The sequence below is a fragment of the Actinoallomurus sp. NBC_01490 genome (assembly GCF_036227085.1).
Lineage (GTDB): Bacteria > Actinomycetota > Actinomycetes > Streptosporangiales > Streptosporangiaceae > Actinoallomurus > Actinoallomurus oryzae.
The window spans coordinates 272,812-291,157 of sequence record NZ_CP109433.1 but is presented as its reverse complement, the minus strand read 5'-3'; the positions used below and the strand labels follow the sequence as shown (position 1 = coordinate 291,157).

Below are 18,346 nucleotides of genomic sequence, written 5' to 3'. Positions count from 1 at the left end.
CGCCGTCGCCTCCGCCGCAGGCGGCGCCCGCCGTGCCGCGGGACTCAGTCCATGACCGTGAGGATGAAGCGGACGTCCTGGTCGGTCTCGTTCGCGTACGCGTGGGCGCGATCGCCGTGGAACAAGGCCGCGTCGCCTGCCGCCACCTCCGTACGGCTCTCGCCCACGACCAGGGACAACACGCCCGACTCGACGCTGATGATCTCCCGGGTGCCCGAGCTGTGGGGCTCGCTGTCGCGGCGCTCGCCGGGCCGCAGCTCCCATCGCCACAGCTCGAGCGACGGGCGTGGGTCGCTGCCGGCCAGCAGCGTGCCGGTGCCGCCCGACGGGCCGTTCCACAGCACCACGTGGCGGCTCGTGGGGAACAGCTGGATCGGCGGCTCCTCCTCGACCTGGACGAGCCGGGTCAGCGGCACGCCGAGGGTGTCGGCGACCCGGATCAGCGTGCTGAGGTTGGGGTTGCCGCGCGCCTGCTCCAGCGCGACGAGCACGCCCTTGCTGAGCCCGGCGCGCGCGGCGAGCTGGTCGAGGCTCCAGCCGTGCGCGGCGCGCAGGGCGCGGACGGTGCGGGCCACCGCGTCGCCGACCGTGTCTGTCATGGGCCACTCTCGATGGTCGTTATAGTGAACTCCTCGGTACTATATTCCGACCGACCCTCCAGGAGAGGCGCCATGCTCGAACGAATCATCGTCGATGACGCGGTACGCGCCCTGCGCCCCGACTTCGCCGTTCTCCTGATGAGCGCGGAGGGCCTGGTCAACGGCCCGTCCGCCGGAAGCGAGAGCACCGACGGCCTCGCCGAGGCCGCCGCCCCCCACGTGGAGGCCTGGCGCGAGGCGTACCGCGGGTTCGGCGTGAACCCCAAGCGTGCCCGCCCGTCCGTGGACGCCCTCCTGCGCCGCCCCGAGCTCCCCGCCATCAACGGGGTCGTCGACGCCTACAACGCGATCAGCGTGCGCCACGGTCTGCCGATCGGCGGCGAGGACCTCGACACGTACGTCGGCCCGGCGCGCCTGACCCGGGCGGTGGGCGATGAGGAGTTCGCCACGGTCAAAGACGGCGAACCGGTCATCGAGCACCCCGAGCCGGGCGAGGTGATCTGGCGCGACGACGCGGGCGTCACCTGCCGCCGCTGGAACTGGCGCCAGTGCACGCGCACGCACATCACCGAGCAGACCAAGAACGCCCTGTTCATCCTGGAGCGGCTCGAGCCGTACTCCCTCGACCGGCTGGTCGAGGCCGGCGACGAGCTGGCCGGGCTGCTGCGGGCGATCACGCCGGAGGTCACCATCACCACCCGGCTGATCGAGCCATGATCATCGCACTCGCCCTGGGCTCCGCGATCGTCTTCGGCGCCGGCGACTTCTGCGGCGGGGCGGCGTCGCGGCGCGGCGGATCGACCGGAGTCCTGGTCCTCAGCCTGCCCGCCGGGCTGGTCCTGCTGCTGGCCGTGGCCCTGGCGTTCGGCGACGGGTCGAGCGGCGGCCCCCTCATGTGGGGCGTCGCCTCCGGGGCGGCGGGCGGCGGGGCCCTGCTGGTCTTCTATCGCGCCCTGGCACAGGGGCCGATGAGTGTGGTCGCCCCGGTCTCGGGACTGATGGCCGCCGTCGTGCCGGCCGTCGTCGGCGTGGCGCAGGGCGACCGCCTGTCGCCCATGGCCGTCGCCGGGATCGTGCTGTGCCTGGTCGCCATCTGCTTCGTCAGCATCGAGCCGAACCGACAGCAGGCCCGCGCGGGGCTGCGCGGCCCGCTGCTGGCCCTGCTCGCCGGCACGGGGTTCGGCACGTTCTTCGTGCTCATCCAGCAGGGCGACGACGGCACGCTGTGGCCTCTCGTCGCCTCCAAGGCGGTCGGCGTGGTGATGGTCGTCATCGCCGCGCTGGCGACCCGCGTCCGGCCGCCGACGCGCGACCGCGTCACCGCCGGCATCGCACTGCTGGCCGGAACGCTGGACGTGCTCGGCAACGCGCTGTACGTCCTGGCGTCGCGCGCCGGGATGCTCAGCATCGCGGGCGTGCTCAGCTCGCTCTACCCGGCGAGCACCGTGCTGCTGGCCCGGCTGGTGTACGGCGAACGGCTCCGGCCGATCCAGCGCGTCGGCCTCGTCGTCGCGGTGGCCGGCGTGGGGCTCGTGACCTCCGGCTAGCGGAGGTTGACGACGATGTCGGAGTGCTGCGGGCTCGAACGCAGGCCGGCCGACTCCAGCGCCTTGCGGTAGGCGTCCATCATCGCGGCGGAGTCCTCGGCCGTGCCGAACAGGTCGCCCAGCTCCCGCCAGACCCGCGCGGTGGCCCGCGAGGCCTCCAGGCCGGCCAGCTCGTCGCGGGCCGCGCGCAGGGCGGTGAGCGCCTTCTCGCGGTTTCCGTCGGCGATGAGCGCCTGCGCGAGCATCAGCCGGGCGCGGATCGTCGTGACCGACGACCGCGGCTGGGCGGTGAGGTCGGTCAGCACGCCCTCGGCGATGTCGACGGCGGCGGCCGGCTCGCCGAGCAGCACCTTCGAGCGGGCCATCTCGATCCGGCACTCGGCCGCGTCCATGCCGCTGAGGATCGGCTCGGCCTTGGTGAGGAGGTCGAGCGCCTTTCCGGCGTCCATCGGCGAGGCGCCCGAGGGCAGGAGCGTACGGGCCGCGGTGACGCGCAGGCGGGCCTGGGCCTTGGCCTGGTCGCCGCCGGCGTACAGCGCGAGCGCCTGCTCGGCGAGGTACAGCGACTCGCCGCCCTCGCCCTCCTCCAGGGCCTGCCGGCTCGCCTCGACGTAGGCGTTGATCATCACGGACGGGTCGGGCTCACCGGCGTCCAGGAGCCGCTCGGCCAGCTCGTGCGCAGGCGCGGGCTCACCGCGGTCGAGGTAGGTCGCGATGAGCGTGCGGCCGATCTCGGCGGCGTCCTCGCCGCCGAGCAGGCGGAGGTCGGCCAGGCGGTTCAGCGCGGACTCGCCGAGCGCGAGCGTGCGGCCGAGGTCGCCGGCGGCGCGGTAGCAACGGGCCAGCACGATGGTCACCGGCAGCCAGCCGGCGCGACCGCGGTCGCGCGTGGCCTCCTCGCGCAGCTCCTCGAGCGCCTTGATCGCTTCTTCGCCGCGGCCCATGGTCTCCAGAGCGCGTGCGCGGCCCCAGCGGGCGCGCTTCATCAGCTCCGGGTCGTTGTCGACCGCGTCGAGGATCTCGTTGAACCACGTCAGTGACTGGTCGGCGTCGCCCCCGAGGAGTGCCAGCTCGGCGTGGCGCGCGCGGACCTGCAGGTGCAGGCGTTCTTCGGGCTCGATGCCCTCGGAGAGATACTCCGGCAGGCAGCCCAGCCGGCTGGCCAGGAGCCGTACGACGGCGGGAGTCGGGGTGCGCTTCCCGGACTCGATCAATGAGATGTAGCTGTCGGACAACTCGGTCCCGGCAAGCTGCGCCTGAGAGAGGTGCTTACTCAGCCGCAGGTTACGGACTCGCTCACCAACGCTTCCTTGACCCGGCATCACGTCTCACTTACCGAAGGGCTACACGCGGATTGGGTTACGACCTGATTGTGAGTAGCACTACCTCACACAAGGAGGGTAACCCAAACAACTTGGACAAGGTGTAGGAGTCCGGGTCAAGTTACCCAGTAGAGATCAGTCGTCCGAAGAATCGCTTGTTGGAAAGATCATGCTGCAGACCTCTAGGTACAGCTGTTCAGGATACGGCAGGTAGCTAACAACGCGGAAGGCTTGGTCCTGACCGGCGGACTCGAGGACGAACTCTCCATAGCCGAGCATGCGGCCGCTCATGGACCGCTGAAAGCTCATGTCGGTCACTTTGGCCAACGGCATCATGGCGACCTTACGCGTGAGCAGGCCGGTGGTCAGAAGCATGCGCTGGTTGGTGATCACGAAGTAGTCGACGGACCACGTCGCGACCTTCCACACGAACCAGGCCAGCAGCACCAGCCACGCCCACCAGATCCAGTTGACCAGCGAGCCGTTGCTGTCGACGACCACGTTGCTCAGCACGCCCGCGACCACCAGCCCGCCCAGGACGAAGGCGATGGGGGTCATCAGAACGGCCGGATGCCGTCGGACGGTGATCACCTGCTGCTCGTGGGGCAGCAGGTACCGATGAATCGACGCCGGCGCGGAGTCGCCGGGGGTGACGAGCCTCATAGTGCGTCGACGAAGCGCGAGAGGGAGTTACCGGCCGACGCGAGACTGCCGGCCGCGCTGTGAACGATGCGCGCGGCCCCGCCCGGGGAATTGAGCAGGTAGAAGACCACGAAGATCCCCAGTGCCCAAGTGAGGTACTTCTTCAAGGAACTTGCCTCCCGAAGCCCTGACGCACTGACCCAACTCAAGTAGTACACCAGCCGTGGAGCAGGGCTGCAAAGAGGTTCGTGACCGTATCTGCGGGCCGAATCCGCGCTGTCAAGGGCCGTCGGGAGGGTCAGCCGCCGCCGTGTCCCTCCGCGGCCGCCAGCGCGAGCACCTCCAGGTGCTTGCGCGCGATGCGTTCGACCAGCTCAGGGGAGGCTTCGCCGATCACTTCCTCGGCGCTGTGGCGCGCCGCCTCGATACACCGGATGACCATCTCGGCCGGATGCACCTCGCCGAACTCTTCGGCGAGATTTTCGGCGACCGTCTCAAACGTCCACGCCATGACACTCTCCGCATCAGCCCGCCGCGGCCGCGACAAAGCCGCCGGGGCACATCGGTCACAATCCGTAGCAGGCTATTACCCTGCGCGTACGGATCTTGAACGCGTCCCCCTCAAGCCGGCCGCGGGGGCGTCGCGGAGCGCCGCGGAATTGGCCTGAACCGGCCGCGGAGAGGACCGCTCCAACGACCGGTTCGGGGGCGGCTGAGAGTGCGCGGGGCGTACCGGAAAGTGCCTGGGAGTGGCCTTGACCGGCCATATGCGCGGGAGTGACAACCCGGCCGGGCGGACACGCGTCGGGAAGCCGGGTTCGCGCGTCCTCCCCGGCGCTCAGACGACGCCGTACAGGCGGTCGCCCGCGTCGCCGAGGCCGGGCACGATGAAGCCGGACTCGTTCAGGTGGGAGTCGATCGCGGCCGTCACGATGCGCACCGGCACCGTACGGTCCTTCAAGGACTCCTCCATGTGCGCGATGCCCTCCGGCGCCGCCAGGAGGCAGATCGCGGTGACGTCGTCCGCGCCGCGGTCCAGGAGCAGGTGGACGGCCGCCGCCAGCGTGCCGCCGGTCGCCAGCATCGGGTCCAGCACGTAGCACTGGCGGCCCGACAGATCGTCCGGCAGGCGCGTCGCGTACGTCGTGGCCTTCAGCGTGCCCTCGTCGCGGACCATGCCGAGGAAACCCACCTCGGCCGTCGGCAGCAGGCGGGTCATGCCGTCCAGCATGCCGAGGCCCGCGCGCAGGATCGGGACCACGAGCGGCTGCGGGCGGGTCAGGCGCACCCCCTCGGCCGGACCGACCGGTGTGGTCACTGTCACATCCGCGACGCGTACGTCACGTGTCGCCTCGTACGCGAGGAGCGTCACGAGCTCGTCGGCCAGGCGACGGAAGGTCGGGGAGTCTGTCGTCTCGTCGCGAAGGGTGGTGAGTTTGTGGGCGACAAGGGGGTGATCGGCCACCAGGGTTCTCATGTCGGATCACGGTAGCCGAGGAGCCGAATGGATATCTGAGCACGGGGAACGTACCTCCCATGGACGATCGCATGAGTCCGGAGGAGGTAAGAGATCGACTCCGCCGCCGGGCGGTGTTCCTGCGAGAACTGGCTGAGGCGCGCGAACTCCGCAAGCGCGTCAGCCCCCGGCGATGGCGCCAGGAACGCACCCGCGCCGCGATGCGGATGCGGACGTTCCGCGCCAACTAGAGGCGTCGCCGTCCCCCTTGTTTCCCCGTGCCGTGAGTACGACAGCCCCACATCTGCCAAGATGCCCGAGCAGGACGCGCGGCGGTGGGGTGAAGATGACGGAACTGGACACGGCGGATTTCGCTGTCGTGGTCTCCCGAGAAGACGACGCCTGGGAAGTCGAACAGCTTCCCATCGCGTTGACCGAAGATCTGGCAGGGCTGATCCATGCCCTCCGGCAGCAGCCCAGCATGGCGGGCACGATCGGGCTGGCCGCGGTCGGCGACGACTTCTTCGTCGCGCTGCGGGTGCTGGCGGACGACGTGCTGGTCTTCCTGTCCGACGTCACGGCCTCCGTCGACTGGCCGCTGGCCGGGCAGGTCGTGGAGTACCTCGAGCTCGACATCCCCGACGACGAGGACCTCGACCAGGTGCTCCCGGCCGGAGACATGTCGATCTTCGCGGACCTCGGCCTGGACGAGATGGAGCTCGGGGCGCTCTCCGGCGATCTCGATCTCTACCCTGACGAGATGCTCTCCAGCATCGCCGCTCGCCTCGGATTCGGAGCCGCTTTCGAGCGCGCGATCGAATAACCGCCGTCTTTTGGAGACAATGAAGGCGTGCCGTACTTCTCCGTGGCCTTCGCGCGCAGCGACGCCGGCTGGATCGGGACCGAGACCGACCTCGCCGAGGTCGCCGGTGTCGACGACATCACCGACATCATGCGGGAGACCGCCGTCGAGACGGCGGGCGACACGGTCCTCCTCCTCATCGAGGAAGAGGACGAATGGTTCGCCGTCGTACGCCTGGACGACGGCGAGGACCCCCGCGTCTTCCTCTCCGACCCCCGGGCGGCCCTCGGCAGCGACCTCGCGCGCATGCTCCATGAGCAGATCGGCGACGTCGACGAGGTGCCCACCGACGACCCCGTCGGCGACGCCGGACTCCTCTCCGACCTCGGTACCGAACCCGCCGCACTGACCGAGCTGGGCGAACGCACGCTCCCCGGCGACGCGCTGTCGGCCATCGCCGAGCGGGCCGGATTCGCCGAGGAATACGACCGCCTCAGGTAGCCGCCGATGCGCGAGCCGGACATGCGCGACGCGATGCGCCTCGCCCTGCGCGAGGCCCGCATGGCGGCCGGCGACGTGCCCATCGGCGCCGTCGTCCTCGACGCCTCCGGCCGGCTCGCCGGCGCCGGCCGCAACGAACGCGAGCGCACCGGCGACCCCACCGCCCACGCCGAGATCATCGCGCTCCGCCGGGCGGCGGCGCGCCTCGGTGAGTGGCGGCTCACCGGCTGCACCCTGGTGGTCACCCTCGAACCCTGCACGATGTGCGCCGGCGCCGCCGTACTCGCCCGCGTCGACCGCATCGTGTACGGCGCCATCGACCCCAAGGCCGGCGCCGTCGGCTCACTCTGGGACGTCGTACGCGACCGGCGCCTCAACCACCGGCCCGAAGTCGTCGGCGGAGTCCTCGCAGAGGAGTGCGGAGCCCTCCTGACCGAATTCTTCGCCCGGCGACGGGACTGAGGAGGTCCTCGCTTCCGGTAGGCTCCCGTCTTGGTGGAGTCGCCTAGTGGCCGAGGGCGCACGCCTCGAAAGCGTGTGATGGGGCAACTCATCCGTGGGTTCAAATCCCACCTCCACCGCGGTCTCGGGCCTACCTGCTCGCCGCCTCTTGGGCGGCTTCGCCGGTGGGCCCGCTCCTTTCTCCCGGGGGGCCGAGCCCCCCGGAGCCCCCGCGATTGATGGTTGCGGTCGGACGGATGGTTGCTCACCGCCCCTTCGGGGCGGCTTCCTCGCCGCCCTTTGGGCGGCATCGAGGGCTTGTCGCCTTTTCGTAGCGGCTTCGCCGGTGGGCCCGCTCCTTTCTCCCGGGGGGCCGAGCCCCCCGGAGCCCCCGCGATTGATGGTTGCGGTCGGACGGATGGTTGCTCACCGCCCCTTCGGGGCGGCTTCCTCGCCGCCCTTTGGGCGGCATCGAGGGCTTGTCGCCTTTTCGTAGCGGCTTCGCCGGTGGGCCCGCTCCTTTCTCCCGGGGGGCCGAGCCCCCCGGAGCCCCCGCGATTGATGGTTGCGGTCGGACGGATGGTTGCTCACCGCCCCTTCGGGGCGGCTTCCTCGCCGCCCTTTGGGCGGCATCGAGGGCTTGTCGCCTCTTCGTAGCGGCTTCGGCGGGGTACTCCCCGTCCGCCACGGGGGGCTCAGCCCACTTTCCTTGTCAGGGGCTCGTCTCGGGTCTACCTGCTCGCCGGTGGGCCCGCTTCTTTCTTCCGGGGGCGAGCTTCCCGGAGCCCCCGCGATTGGGTGGTTGCCCTCGGATGGACGGGGGTTCTGCTCGCCGCCCCTTCGGGGGCTTCGGGAGCGGCTTCCTCGGCGCCCTTCGGGTGGCATCGAGGGTTCGTGGCCTCTTTGGGGCGGCTTCGGCGGGGTACTCCCCCGCCCGCCACGGGGGCCCAGCCCACTTTCATTGTCAAGGGCTGGGGCTCTCGGGCGGAAGACGGTCGGTTGGCTGTGGATAACTTTGCGGGTTCGCGTGCCACAGGGCGGTCGGGGTTTCGGTTCGGTCTTGGTGTCTGTCGGGGCTTTGTGGGCGGCGGTTCCTCTGGTCTCGTTACGTAAACCCGACGGGGCGTCACTCTCGGTAAAGAAAGTTTGACGGTCGGAGTGGGCTTGAGTGGGATCTCATCGGCTGTTGCGGGCGTCATCCTGACCAGAGCGGTACGGTGCGCGGGCCAGGGGATCTGGCCTTTCGTCCGGGTGTGGTCCGGATTGTCGGCCGGAGGAGGATCGATGTTTGGTCCGCAGGGCTTCGCCGTCTTCGCTGTGCTTCTGGTGTTGTTCGCGGCTGCGCTGTTCTGGCTCGTCCGGGTGCGGCACGTGGCGCTCAAGGTGGTCGCCGGTGCGCTCGCGTTTCCGCCCGCGATGGTGTTCGGCATCGCGCTCGTCAACGACTTCTACGGTTACTACGACAACTGGGACGACGCCTGGCGCGACCTCACCAACCAGGCTCCGGCCACCGTCGCGCGGGTGCCCGACCTGGGGGCTCGGCTGGACCAGGTGCTGCGCAGGGCGGTACACGAGCGGCAGGCGCGCAAGAACGGGTTCGCGATGGAGACCACGCTGCCCGGGCCGCAGAGCCGGATCAGCCGCCAGGGTGTGGTCTACCTCCCGCCTCAGTACTTCCAGAAGCCGTACGCCACCGCGCGGTTCCCGGTCGTCGAACTGATCCACGGGTCGCCGGGCACGCCGGGAGACTACGAGGGCCGGCTGAAGATCTCGGGCATGCTCCGCAAGCTGATCTCCCAGCACAAGGCCAGGCCGGTCGTCCTGGTCATCCCGGACGCCGACGGCGGTCTCGACCGCTCCACCCAGTGCCTGAACACCGTCCACGGGGAGCAGGACGAGACCTACCTCGCGACGGACGTTCCCGACGACATCGCCGGGCGGCTGCGGGTGCAGCGTCCCGGGCCGGCGTGGGGCATCGCGGGGTTCTCCGAGGGAGGGTTCTGCGCGGCCAACCTCGCGTTGCGCCACCCCGACCGGTACGGCGCCGCGGCGGCGCTCAGCGGCTACTTCGAGCCCTTGCGCACCAACCGGCTGCCGCGTGTGGTGGATCCGTTCGCCGGGGACCGGTCGCTGCGCGCCGCCAACTCGCCGCTGAAGATCCTGGCCCGAGCGGTGCCGCCGACGCCGCTACCGCGGTTCTGGGTGATGTCGGGCAACGCGGCGCAGAGCGACATGGTGCAGGCGCGGGCGTTCGTGGACCTGGTGAAGCAGTACCAGCCGCAGGCGCCGTTCCTGGTGATCAAGGGGGGCCAGCACAACTACGTCGCGTGGCGTGCGGCGTTCCCGAGGATGTTCACGTGGGTGACGGCCCAGATCTAGGCGGCGGTGGGGGTGAGACGTCGACCACGTCCAGGTCGAGGACCCGGGCGTGCAGGATGACGCGCTGCTGCAGGGCGGCGCGCAGCGCCCGGTGGAGGCCGTCTTCGAGGTAGAGCTGGCCCCGCCACTGCACGACATGGGGGAACAGGTCGCCGTAGAACGTGGAGTCCTCGGCGAGCAGCGAGTTGAGATCGAGCCCGGCCTTCGTGGTGATCAATTGGTCGAGGCGCACCTGACGAGGCGGAACATTCGCCCAGTCACGGGAACTGAGGTTGTGCTCCGGGTAAGGGCGTCCCTCTCCCACGGCCTTGAAGATCACGCCAAGCAGTTTAGGCGGCGATGCCGGTGATCACGCCACTTGTTGGGGTCCAGGTCTGCATCACTTTTCGCCGATAAGCCGTTGTGTGGCATACGAATCACAGGGGCCGGCGCCCGTATGGACACCGGCCCGCGTTGATGATCTTTTCCGTCGTTGTCAGCGTCGTCTCGATCGCCATGCGCGGCTGCGGCCTCGCCAGTCGTAGGCGGCTCCGAACCCGGCGAGGTGGAGCGCGATCAGGAGGAACCCGAGGGTGTCGAGGGTCTGGTAGTTGAAGAAGTCCGAGCCGGTGCCGAGCCAGTCGCACAGCAGGGCGACGGCGAAGCAGATGGCGGCGACTATGGCGAGCATCTTTTCCTCCACAGGGTCGAACGTCTCCCCCGAGATGCACCAGAGATCTCCACCAGAAAAGTGATCAAACACCCGACGGGCAACAGAATGGACACAGAGCCGTGCGGCGGGCCCGGGGAGTGGCGGTCCTCGTACGAGAGAAGGCCCCCAGGGGTCTCCTGGGAGCCTTGTCACGCCCGGGGTCAGGGCGGGGTGAGTTCACAGCCGGAGACGATGGCGACCTCCACGCAGTTGCCGTCACCTCCTTGGCTGTGGGTGCTCGTACGCCACTCGGTGCTGGGGTGGTCGGGCACGGGCGCTACCTCTTCAGGATCGTTCGGCCAACCGCCGCAGACGGGCGATCGACTCCTCCGGTCCGAGCGCCAGGGCGCTCAGGTGCTCGAAGACTCGGCGGCGTTCCGCTACCTGGTCAGGCCCCTCCAGGTAGACGCTGCTCGGGGAGATCTCGCGGTAGACGAGGCTGGGATCCTGGTCATAGTCCAAGATTACGAAGGACCCCGACAGGCCCGGGTGAAAGCCCGCGGCCGTCGGCAGGATCTGGATGTCGACGTGCTCGAGCGAGGCGGTGTCGATCAGCCGCCGGAACTGCTCGCGCTTGGTCTCCTCCGACCCGAACGACCGCTTGACGGCACTCTCGTCGATGATCGCCCACAGGTGCGGCGGGTCTTCGTACGTCAGTAGCTTCTGCCGCCGCATCCGCAGCTCGACCAGCCGGTCGATCTCCTCGTCGCGCACCAGCCACCCGCGTTGCAGCGCCCGCGCGTACGCCGGCGTCTGAAGCAGGCCCGGGATGACCGACAGTTCGAACGTGCTGATCCTCCGGGCCTCGCTCTCGAACTCGGTGTAGGTGTCCGTCAGCGGCCCGTACGCCGTCCACCAGCCGCGCCGGCGTGCCTCGCGGGTCAGGTCGAGCAGCGCCTCGCGCTGGGTCTCCTCGGTCACGCCGTACACGTCGAGCATCGCCCGGATGTCGGTCACGCGCGGGCGTACGGCCTGGGCGCGTTCGAGCTTGTTGACCTTTCCGGCGGCCCACTCGAGCCGCCTGGTCGCCTCGTCGGCGGTGAGCCCGGCGGCTTCACGGAGGCGGCGAAGCTCCCGGGCGAGGCGCCGTCGCCGGACGGTCGGGCTGTGTCGTACGTCCTCCATGGGCGGGGGTCCTTTCCCAGGGGAGGTAAGATCTTCGTCACCGATAGTAATCCATTAATCACGCAGACGGACAACGGGCGGCGACGGCCGCGTCAGGAAAGCCCAGCGATCTGCCGGCGCAGGTGCTCCGCCTGCGGAGCGCTCATGCCGAACGCCAGCGCCCGCTCGTACGCCGCCCGTGCCGCCTCAGGCCGGCGCATGCGGCGCAGCAGCTCACCGCGCGTCGCGTGCCACCAGGGGTAGGCGTCCAGGCCCTCGATCGCCTCGACCAGGGCCATCCCGGCCTCGGGCCCGTCCCGTTCGGCCACGGCGGCGGCGAGGTTCAGCCGGACGACCGGGGTGTCCTGCACGCTGAGCAGCACGTCGTACCAGGACACGACCGCGTCCCAGTTCGTGTCGGCGTATGTGGGCGCCAGCGCGTGGCACGCCGCGATCGCCGCCTGGACGACGTACGGGTCGGGGCGGTCCGGCGTACGGCGCAGCGCCCGGCCGACCAGTTCGACGCCCTCCTTGATCGCCGAGGCGTCCCACCGGCGGCGATCCTGTTCCCTCAGGAGCAGCACGCGGCCCTCGTCGTCGACGCGGGCGTCGCGGCGCGCGTCCTGGAGCAGCAGCAGCGCCAGCAGGCCGAGCACGGTCGGCTCGTCGGGCATCAGCGCGGCGAGCAGACGGGCCAGCCGGACGGCCTCGGCGGTGAGCGCTCCGCGTACGAGGTCGGCGCCGGCGCCCGTGGCGTACCCCTCGTTGAAGATCAGGTAGACGGTGGCCGCGACGCCGGCGAGGCGTCCGGGCAGCTCTTCGGCGGACGGCACGCGGTACGGGATCCGCGCCTGGGCGATCTTCTGTTTCGCCCGGGTGAGCCGCTTGGCCATGGTCGCCTCGGGCACCATGAGGCCGCGGGCGACCTCCGCGGTGGACAGTCCCCCGAGCGTCCGCAGCGCGAGCGCGACCTGCGCCTCGACCGACAGCGCGGGGTGGCAGCAGGTGAAGACCAGCCGGAGCAGGTCGTCGTCGACGGCCTCGGCGGACTCGGGGCCGGGCTCGGCGAACATGACGGCCTCGGTCTCCTTCCCGGCGCGCCGCGCCTCCCGTCGGATGATGTCGATCGCGCGCCGCTTGGCGGTGACCAACAGCCACGCGCGCGGGTTGTCCGGCACGCCGTCGCGCGGCCAGGTCTCCAGGGCACGGACGACGGCGTCCTGCGCGGCGTCCTGGGCCAGATCGACGTCGCCGGTGACGCGCACGAGAGTGGCCAGCACGCGGGTCCCCTCGTCGCGTACCAGCCGGGCGAGCGCGTCACCGGCCTCGGCCATCGGCCGGTCAGAACTCGATGATCGGGCGCACCTCGACCGCGCCGTCCCAGGCGGCCGGGAGCCGTGCGGCATAGCCGACGGCTTCGTCGAGGTCGGCGCATTCGAACAGGTAGAAACCGGTCAGGGCCTCTTTCGTCTCGGCGTAGGGCCCGTCGCTGGTGATGACGTCCCCGCCCTTGCCGCCCGTGACCCGTACGGTGGTCGCGGTGGCGGTCGGGTAGAGGGCGTGGCCGCCCCTGATCACCGCGGCGGCGGCCTCCCCGAACTCCCAGTAGTCCTTCATCTCCTCGGACTGCTCCGGGCTCGACCAGTCGACGTCGCGGGTGTAGGTGAGGGCGATGTACTTGGGCATGGTCTCTCCCTTGGCCGGGCCGGCGCCGTATCGCCGGCTTCACGATAGGGACGAACGGCCGCCCGCGATTCTGGACATCCGGGGACGGATTTTCTTCGTTCACCGGCCCGGATGGGCGAACGGGGTCGTCGTCGCGAGCTCGGTGAAGCCCAGGCGGCGCAGGATCGGGCGGCTGGCGGGCATCGCGTCCACCTGGAGGTAGCGGTATCCCGCCTGCCTCGCGAGCGCGGCGCGGTGCGCCACCAGGGAACGGAACACGCCCCGGCCGCGCCAGGCGGGCAGCGTGCCGCCGCCCCACAGCCCCGCGAACTCCGTACCAGGGTAGAACTCCACACGCGCGGCCGAGACCGGTGCCTCACCGGCCCAGGCGATCACGGCCGCCGCCGTACCGTCCGCCAGCGCCGCCGCGAGGGGGCCGCTCGCGTGGTGGCCGCCGAAGACCTCGTCGTGCACCGCGACCAGGGCGTCGAGGTCGTGCCGGTCGCGGACGGCGCGCAGCTCGACGCCGGCCGGCGGGCGTACGGCGAGGTCCAGCTCGGCGATCGTCCCGACGAGCAGCGTCTCGTCCTCGCCCGGGGTCAGGCCCGCGGCGACCAGGCGTTCTCGCAGGTCATCCGGCTGATCGTAGGAGTAGTGCTTCCACTCCCAGGGCCGGCCGATTTCGGCGAACCGCCGGATCTGTGCCTGGATCGCGGCGTCGGCGTTCGCGGAGGTGAGGGCGGTCCACTCGACGCCGTTCCAGCCGCCGCCCGCCGACACCGTACGGACGACGTCGCCGTCATCCTCCACGTGCCCGTCGTCGGCGCGCGGCCGGCGTCGTACCTGCTCGTCGAACGCGGCCAGCACCGCTGCGGCATCCATGCGGCCCACCCGACCAGCCACGCGACCGGGCGGCAAACGAATTTCACCGGATCGGGAACGGGATGCCGTGCTCGCTCTTCGGGCGCGGGCCGAAGACGCGGCGCTCGCTCTCCTCGATCCGCACGTCGTTGATGCTGGCCTCCCGGCGGTGCATCAGGCCGTTCTCGCTGAACTCCCACAGCTCGTTGCCGTAGCTGCGCCACCACTGGCCGTCGGCGTCGTGGCACTCGTACTGGAACCGCACCGCGATCCGGTTGCCGTCGAACGCCCACAACTCCTTGCGCAGCGCGTAGTCCAGCTCGCGCCGCCACTTCCCGGTGAGGAACTCCTCGATCGCCTCGCGCCCCTCCAGGAAGGTGCCGCGGTTCCGCCAGACCGAGTCCTCGGTGTAGGCGAGCGCCACCGTGGCCGGGTCCCGGGTGTTCCAGGCGTCCTCGGCGGCCTGCACCTTCTGCGCCGCGGACTGCTTGGTGAACGGCGGGAACGGGGGACGGCTGCTGTCCATCTGAACCTCCGAGGAACGCGGCGGGCCGCCCGGACGGCCGGTCCGTTCGGTACGACGCCAGCCCGGCACCTACCAGCATCCCAACGCGCCGCGAGAGGGCGGCGTGAGGGTGGCCCGTACGCCGGCCGCGGAGGCTCCCTCGACCGCGCCGGAGGCGAGATCGCTCTCGCGAGGGAGATGGAAAATCGCCTGCGTCGGCGATGTCCGGATGATGCGCCGCGGCGAGGCTGGTCGGCATGAACGCACGCCTTGCCTTCCCCACCGCTCCGGTCCTCGTCACCGCGTACGGGCTGATCCGGCTGGCGGACGGGCTGGACGGAGAACGGGGTCCCGGACCGGCCTGGACCGCCGGGCACCTCGCCTTCCTCGGCGCGATGGTGCTGTTCGTGCCCGTGCTGCTCGTCCTGCGGCGGCTCGCCGGCGGCGGACGCCTCGCCACGGCCATCGCCGCGGTCGGCCTGGCCGGCGCGGGCCTGTCCATGGCGCAGATCACCATCGACGTCGTCGTCGGCCTGCGGGCGGCCGACCACGCCGCGATGGGACCGATGTTCGACCGGGTCGGCGAGGTGCCGGGGGTCACCCTGGCTGTGTACGACGCCGGTCCGTCGCTGTTCTACGTCGGTCTGCTGGCCGCGGCCGTCCACCTGGCGGCGCGGCGGGCCGCTCCGGTGTGGGTGCCGTTCGCGATCCTGCTGGCGAGCCTGGCCTCGGCCGTGAACCTGGACCTGCTGCCCGCGGCCGGGCTGTTGATGCTCTCGGCGTTCGCGCCGCTCATCCGTCCCGCGTCGGCCGCCGTCCCGCGTGAGGCCGGGCCCCGGCATCCCCGGCACGCCAGGGGACGGCGGCCTGAGAGCGGCGTGAGCATGGCCCGTAGGCCGCCGTCCGCCGGTGGATGACGGCTGGAGCAGGCGGGCGCGCCCCACGTGATCGCCGTGGATGGCGGGCGGTGCGTTTGATGGGAATTGCGGCACTTGCATAGTTTGTGGCAAAAGTGCTTAATGTCGGTATTGTCATTTCCCTCGGGGTGTGGAGACGGTCCTGCGGAAGACGGCCTGCCGCGGCGGGATGCCTTAGACGCTCGGTGCGGCCCGTTGGTTGGAGAACCGCGGAGTTTGTGTAGTTTGCCACTCCGCGGTGGACGGAATGGCCACCATGAACCGTCTCCATTGCTCGCCGCCACCGCCATCGCATGTGGTAGTTATATGACTACTCCTGCGAGAATGTGCTCTCGCAAGGTTCATCGCACTCATCTTCCGCTGTCGCGATCTCTTGGAGTTTTTGTGGGCAATCGCTCTACGCGTGCCCGCGTGGGGTGTATGGCGACGCCGTACGCCTCGCGTGGTGTGCGTGGTCTTACCGTGGGTGCCGCACTTGCTGCGGCCACTACGGTGCTTGTCACGGGTTGCGGAGGGAAGAGTCCGGATCACTCGGCGAGCTCGTCCAGCCCGCCGGACTTGGGAAAGCTGACCCAAGCGACGACATTCACGACGTTGAAGGCCGTGTCCAAGGACACCGATCCCACTGCGACGAGCGACGGCACGGTCGTGCATCCGCTCAAGTCACTGCCGATCTCGGCGACCGCAGGTGGCACGCCCGTGGCCGTACTGCCCAGCAAGGAGCTGGGCGGCCCCACCTGGGTTCCGGTGGTCGAGAGTAAGCCGGGCTGGCAGCGGATCCTGCTCCCCAGCCGCCCCAACGGTTCGACGGGATGGATCCCCACCGGCGCAGGCAACGTGCGGACCGCGCACAGCTCGTACGTACTGCGGGTCGATACGTCGACGCGCAAGCTGACCCTGTCCAAGTCCGGAAGCACGATCGGTACGTGGACGGTGGCGGTGGGCGCACCCAAAACGCCGACACCGGTGGGGCGCACGTTCTTGCTCGCCCTGATCGCGCCGACCAAGCCCACCTACAGTCCGCTGATCCTTCCGGTGGGCGCACACTCCGACACGCTCGACTCCTACGGAGGCGGGCCAGGGACCGTGGCGTTCCACGGTTGGCCGTCGAAGTCGGTATTCGGTCAAGCGGTCACCCACGGATGCGTGCGGGTGCCCGCCGACGCGTTGAAGCGGCTGTCCAAGCTCCCGCTTGGAACTCCCGTTCTCGTCACGAACTAATCCCCTCGAGGGACGGAATACGCGTCCCGCTGTCATTCCCCTGACTTCCCGATTTGGGAAGTCTTCCCATTCATGGAGACACAGTGCGCAAGCATTTCATCAGGTACGCGGCCGTCGCCGGCGCGCTCGCCGCTCCTCTGGCCGCGGCGGCAACCCCCGCCTCCGCGACCACTGCCGGCGGCAGCTCGGCGTTCGGGCTGTCGGCCACCGGTCTGCTGAGCATCCCGCAGACCCCAGCGGTCTCCTCGGCGTCCGCGCCACACGACAAGAGCCTGGCCAAGCTGCCCGACAACCGGCTGGTCCAGCTCTCCGTACTGCGCGCCCGCGCGATGGGGAACCGCTCGGAGGCCAGCGTCGTGGACCTCAGGATCGCACAGGCCGCGATCTTGAAGACCGCGGTGCTGTCCGCCAAGGTGATCACCTCCAAGTGCGTGGCCGGCACCGGCTCCTCAAAGCTGGTCGACGTCAAACTCGCGGGCCGCAGCATCAAGGTCGGTGCGTCGCCGAACAGCACTGTCACCGTTCCAGTGCAGGGCGTCGGTGGCGTGCAGGTGACCATCAACAAGCAGGTTCACAACCCCAACGGAAGCCTGACCGTCACCGGCCTTGAGCTGGCGGTACAGGCCCTGGGCAAGTCACAGGTCATCGACATCGCCTCCGCGACCTGCGCCCCACGCGGCAAGACCCCACCGGCTACGCCGCCCTCCCAGCCGAGCGACCCGGGTAACCCGGGCACCCCGCAGAGCCCGCCTGCCGAGGCTCCCACGCCCACTCCGGTCAACAGCGATCTGCCGGTGACCGGCTGACCTGTCCAACGCTGAGCATCGCCGAGAGGGCCTGATCACCCCCTGACACGAGCTCGTGAAACTCGGCCCCGTACCTTCCCGGGAGGGTACGGGGCCGACGGTGTTCCAGCGTGCAGGGGACGGCGGCCTGAGAGCGGCGTGAGCATGGCCCGTAGGCGGCCGTCCGCCGGTGGATGACGGCTGAAGTAGGCGGGCGTGGCCCCGATCAGGCGTTGAGCTTCACCCGGACCGCGCTGCCGTACGTGGGCCGGGTGCCGGAGGGGACGAACCCGTCGTCCTGCCAGACGTACGTGACGTTGACCGGAGCCAGCGAGGGGCAGCACGCGGGGTCGTTCGCGGCGTAGTGCACGTAGGTGACGGTGAAGTACCCGTTCGCCCCGGTGACCTTCCTGATGGACATGGACTCCGTCTCGGCGTCCCACCCGATGAAGCGGCTGCCCTGCCAGAAGAAGACGAGCTGGCCGTGGCCGTCGGCGGTCGGGGTCCGCTGCCCGATCACGGCCGTGAGGGTGCCGCCGTTCCGGTCCGACGCGGTCACCGGCGAGCCGACCGGCGCGAAGTGCGTCGTCGGGTCCGCCACCTCGACCGTACGGGTCATGGCGCTCTGGATGGTCGCCTGGTCGGGAGCGCCGGACGCGGGCGTGGAGCCGGGCGTGCCCGGAAGCGTGGCCACCGCGTTCGGTGAAGCCGGAGTCGCCGTCGGCGAGGCCGACGACGCGCCCGACGCCGTGTCGGACGACTTGCAACCCGTGAGCGCCATGCCGGCGATCAGCGCGGTCGTCATCGGCACGAACGTCCGCCGCCGGAGGAGCGCACCGGCCCGGTCTGCTGCAAACAAGCCTGTTACCTCGTCTCTGCACGCGCCGTCCGACGGCGTCTACTTCCAG

At 70.3% G+C, this 18,346-nt stretch carries 25 protein-coding genes and 1 tRNA gene; 11 read left to right on the top strand and 15 right to left on the bottom strand.

Annotated elements, in window-relative coordinates; translation table 11 throughout:
* Nucleotides 1–44 precede the first annotated feature (44 nt).
* Nucleotides 45–599, bottom strand: a complete 555-nt coding sequence (locus OG417_RS01435; protein ID WP_329248531.1) for a helix-turn-helix domain-containing protein — start codon at nt 597–599, stop codon at nt 45–47.
* Between the two features lie 72 nt (nt 600–671).
* Here OG417_RS01435 and OG417_RS01430 point away from each other — a divergent pair, with 72 nt between their 5' ends.
* A complete protein-coding gene (locus tag OG417_RS01430; RefSeq protein ID WP_329248528.1) occupies nt 672–1,316 on the top strand; it encodes a B3/B4 domain-containing protein in 645 nt (214 codons plus the stop codon).
* Nucleotides 1,313–2,146 carry an EamA family transporter gene (locus tag OG417_RS01425; protein ID WP_329248525.1) on the top strand — a complete coding sequence of 278 codons (834 nt, stop codon included), beginning with the start codon at nt 1,313–1,315 and terminating at the stop codon, nt 2,144–2,146. The genes OG417_RS01430 and OG417_RS01425 overlap by 4 nt, the downstream gene beginning before the upstream one ends.
* Here OG417_RS01425 and OG417_RS01420 read toward each other — a convergent pair.
* The 5 genes from OG417_RS01420 to upp form a co-directional block, all read right to left on the bottom strand.
* A complete protein-coding gene (locus OG417_RS01420; RefSeq protein WP_329248522.1) occupies nt 2,143–3,468 on the bottom strand; it encodes a helix-turn-helix domain-containing protein in 1,326 nt (441 codons plus the stop codon). The two genes, OG417_RS01425 and OG417_RS01420, sit on opposite strands and share 4 nt — an antisense overlap.
* A gap of 135 nt (nt 3,469–3,603) precedes the next feature.
* Nucleotides 3,604–4,131 (bottom strand): PH domain-containing protein, encoded by a 528-nt coding sequence (locus tag OG417_RS01415; protein ID WP_329248520.1) that lies wholly within the window; start codon nt 4,129–4,131, stop codon nt 3,604–3,606.
* The gene (locus OG417_RS01410; RefSeq protein WP_329248517.1) at nt 4,128–4,277 is read right to left on the bottom strand and encodes a hypothetical protein; all 150 of its coding nucleotides are present in this window, start codon (nt 4,275–4,277) and stop codon (nt 4,128–4,130) included. Before OG417_RS01410 ends, OG417_RS01415 begins: the two co-directional genes overlap by 4 nt.
* A gap of 131 nt (nt 4,278–4,408) precedes the next feature.
* A complete protein-coding gene (locus OG417_RS01405; protein ID WP_329248514.1) occupies nt 4,409–4,621 on the bottom strand; it encodes a hypothetical protein in 213 nt (70 codons plus the stop codon).
* A gap of 327 nt (nt 4,622–4,948) precedes the next feature.
* The gene (gene upp, locus OG417_RS01400) at nt 4,949–5,587 is read right to left on the bottom strand and encodes a uracil phosphoribosyltransferase (RefSeq protein ID WP_329248512.1); all 639 of its coding nucleotides are present in this window, start codon (nt 5,585–5,587) and stop codon (nt 4,949–4,951) included.
* A 59-nt stretch (nt 5,588–5,646) separates the two neighbouring features.
* Between upp and OG417_RS01395 the strand changes: the two genes are divergently transcribed.
* From OG417_RS01395 to OG417_RS01370, 6 genes are all read left to right on the top strand, one after another.
* Nucleotides 5,647–5,817, top strand: a complete 171-nt coding sequence (locus tag OG417_RS01395; RefSeq protein WP_329248510.1) for a hypothetical protein — start codon at nt 5,647–5,649, stop codon at nt 5,815–5,817.
* A gap of 95 nt (nt 5,818–5,912) precedes the next feature.
* The gene (locus tag OG417_RS01390) at nt 5,913–6,389 is read left to right on the top strand and encodes a tRNA adenosine deaminase-associated protein (protein ID WP_329248507.1); all 477 of its coding nucleotides are present in this window, start codon (nt 5,913–5,915) and stop codon (nt 6,387–6,389) included.
* A 27-nt stretch (nt 6,390–6,416) separates the two neighbouring features.
* The gene (locus OG417_RS01385; RefSeq protein WP_329248504.1) at nt 6,417–6,869 is read left to right on the top strand and encodes a tRNA adenosine deaminase-associated protein; all 453 of its coding nucleotides are present in this window, start codon (nt 6,417–6,419) and stop codon (nt 6,867–6,869) included.
* A gap of 6 nt (nt 6,870–6,875) precedes the next feature.
* Entirely contained in the window at nt 6,876–7,331 is a 456-nt protein-coding gene (gene tadA / locus OG417_RS01380; protein WP_329248503.1) for a tRNA adenosine(34) deaminase TadA, read from the top strand.
* 32 nt (nt 7,332–7,363) lie between these two features.
* Nucleotides 7,364–7,450 (top strand) — tRNA-Ser (locus OG417_RS01375).
* Nucleotides 7,451–8,594: 1,144 nt separating this feature from the next.
* A complete protein-coding gene (locus tag OG417_RS01370) occupies nt 8,595–9,689 on the top strand; it encodes an alpha/beta hydrolase (RefSeq protein ID WP_329248500.1) in 1,095 nt (364 codons plus the stop codon).
* Here the strand turns inward: OG417_RS01370 and OG417_RS01365 are convergent.
* The 8 genes from OG417_RS01365 to OG417_RS01330 all read right to left on the bottom strand — a co-directional run bounded on the left by OG417_RS01365 (nt 9,664) and on the right by OG417_RS01330 (nt 14,536).
* Nucleotides 9,664–10,008 (bottom strand): type II toxin-antitoxin system VapB family antitoxin, encoded by a 345-nt coding sequence (locus OG417_RS01365; RefSeq protein ID WP_329248497.1) that lies wholly within the window; start codon nt 10,006–10,008, stop codon nt 9,664–9,666. The genes OG417_RS01370 and OG417_RS01365 overlap by 26 nt on opposite strands.
* Nucleotides 10,009–10,164: 156 nt before the next feature.
* The gene (locus tag OG417_RS01360; protein ID WP_329248494.1) at nt 10,165–10,359 is read right to left on the bottom strand and encodes a hypothetical protein; all 195 of its coding nucleotides are present in this window, start codon (nt 10,357–10,359) and stop codon (nt 10,165–10,167) included.
* A 182-nt stretch (nt 10,360–10,541) separates the two neighbouring features.
* Nucleotides 10,542–10,652 carry a DUF397 domain-containing protein gene (locus tag OG417_RS01355; protein ID WP_329248491.1) on the bottom strand — a complete coding sequence of 37 codons (111 nt, stop codon included), beginning with the start codon at nt 10,650–10,652 and terminating at the stop codon, nt 10,542–10,544.
* A 13-nt stretch (nt 10,653–10,665) separates the two neighbouring features.
* Nucleotides 10,666–11,505 carry a helix-turn-helix domain-containing protein gene (locus OG417_RS01350; protein ID WP_329248489.1) on the bottom strand — a complete coding sequence of 280 codons (840 nt, stop codon included), beginning with the start codon at nt 11,503–11,505 and terminating at the stop codon, nt 10,666–10,668.
* Between the two features lie 92 nt (nt 11,506–11,597).
* Nucleotides 11,598–12,818, bottom strand: coding sequence for an RNA polymerase sigma factor (locus OG417_RS01345; RefSeq protein WP_329248486.1), 1,221 nt, complete (start codon nt 12,816–12,818; stop codon nt 11,598–11,600).
* Nucleotides 12,819–12,825: 7 nt separating this feature from the next.
* Entirely contained in the window at nt 12,826–13,170 is a 345-nt protein-coding gene (locus OG417_RS01340; RefSeq protein WP_329248483.1) for a YciI family protein, read from the bottom strand.
* 99 nt (nt 13,171–13,269) lie between these two features.
* Nucleotides 13,270–14,031, bottom strand: coding sequence for a GNAT family N-acetyltransferase (locus tag OG417_RS01335; protein WP_329248480.1), 762 nt, complete (start codon nt 14,029–14,031; stop codon nt 13,270–13,272).
* Nucleotides 14,032–14,074: 43 nt separating this feature from the next.
* On the bottom strand, nt 14,075–14,536 hold the full coding sequence (locus OG417_RS01330; protein WP_329248478.1) for a nuclear transport factor 2 family protein: 462 nt from the start codon (nt 14,534–14,536) through the stop codon (nt 14,075–14,077).
* A gap of 236 nt (nt 14,537–14,772) precedes the next feature.
* Here OG417_RS01330 and OG417_RS01325 point away from each other — a divergent pair, with 236 nt between their 5' ends.
* From OG417_RS01325 to OG417_RS01315, 3 genes are all read left to right on the top strand, one after another.
* On the top strand, nt 14,773–15,432 hold the full coding sequence (locus tag OG417_RS01325) for a hypothetical protein (protein ID WP_329248476.1): 660 nt from the start codon (nt 14,773–14,775) through the stop codon (nt 15,430–15,432).
* 558 nt (nt 15,433–15,990) lie between these two features.
* Nucleotides 15,991–16,653, top strand: coding sequence for a L,D-transpeptidase (locus OG417_RS01320; protein WP_329248473.1), 663 nt, complete (start codon nt 15,991–15,993; stop codon nt 16,651–16,653).
* A gap of 83 nt (nt 16,654–16,736) precedes the next feature.
* Entirely contained in the window at nt 16,737–17,459 is a 723-nt protein-coding gene (locus tag OG417_RS01315) for a choice-of-anchor P family protein (RefSeq protein WP_329248470.1), read from the top strand.
* Nucleotides 17,460–17,664: 205 nt separating this feature from the next.
* Here the strand turns inward: OG417_RS01315 and OG417_RS01310 are convergent, their stop codons facing one another.
* The gene (locus OG417_RS01310; RefSeq protein ID WP_329248468.1) at nt 17,665–18,243 is read right to left on the bottom strand and encodes an LppP/LprE family lipoprotein; all 579 of its coding nucleotides are present in this window, start codon (nt 18,241–18,243) and stop codon (nt 17,665–17,667) included.
* Nucleotides 18,244–18,346 lie beyond the last annotated feature (103 nt).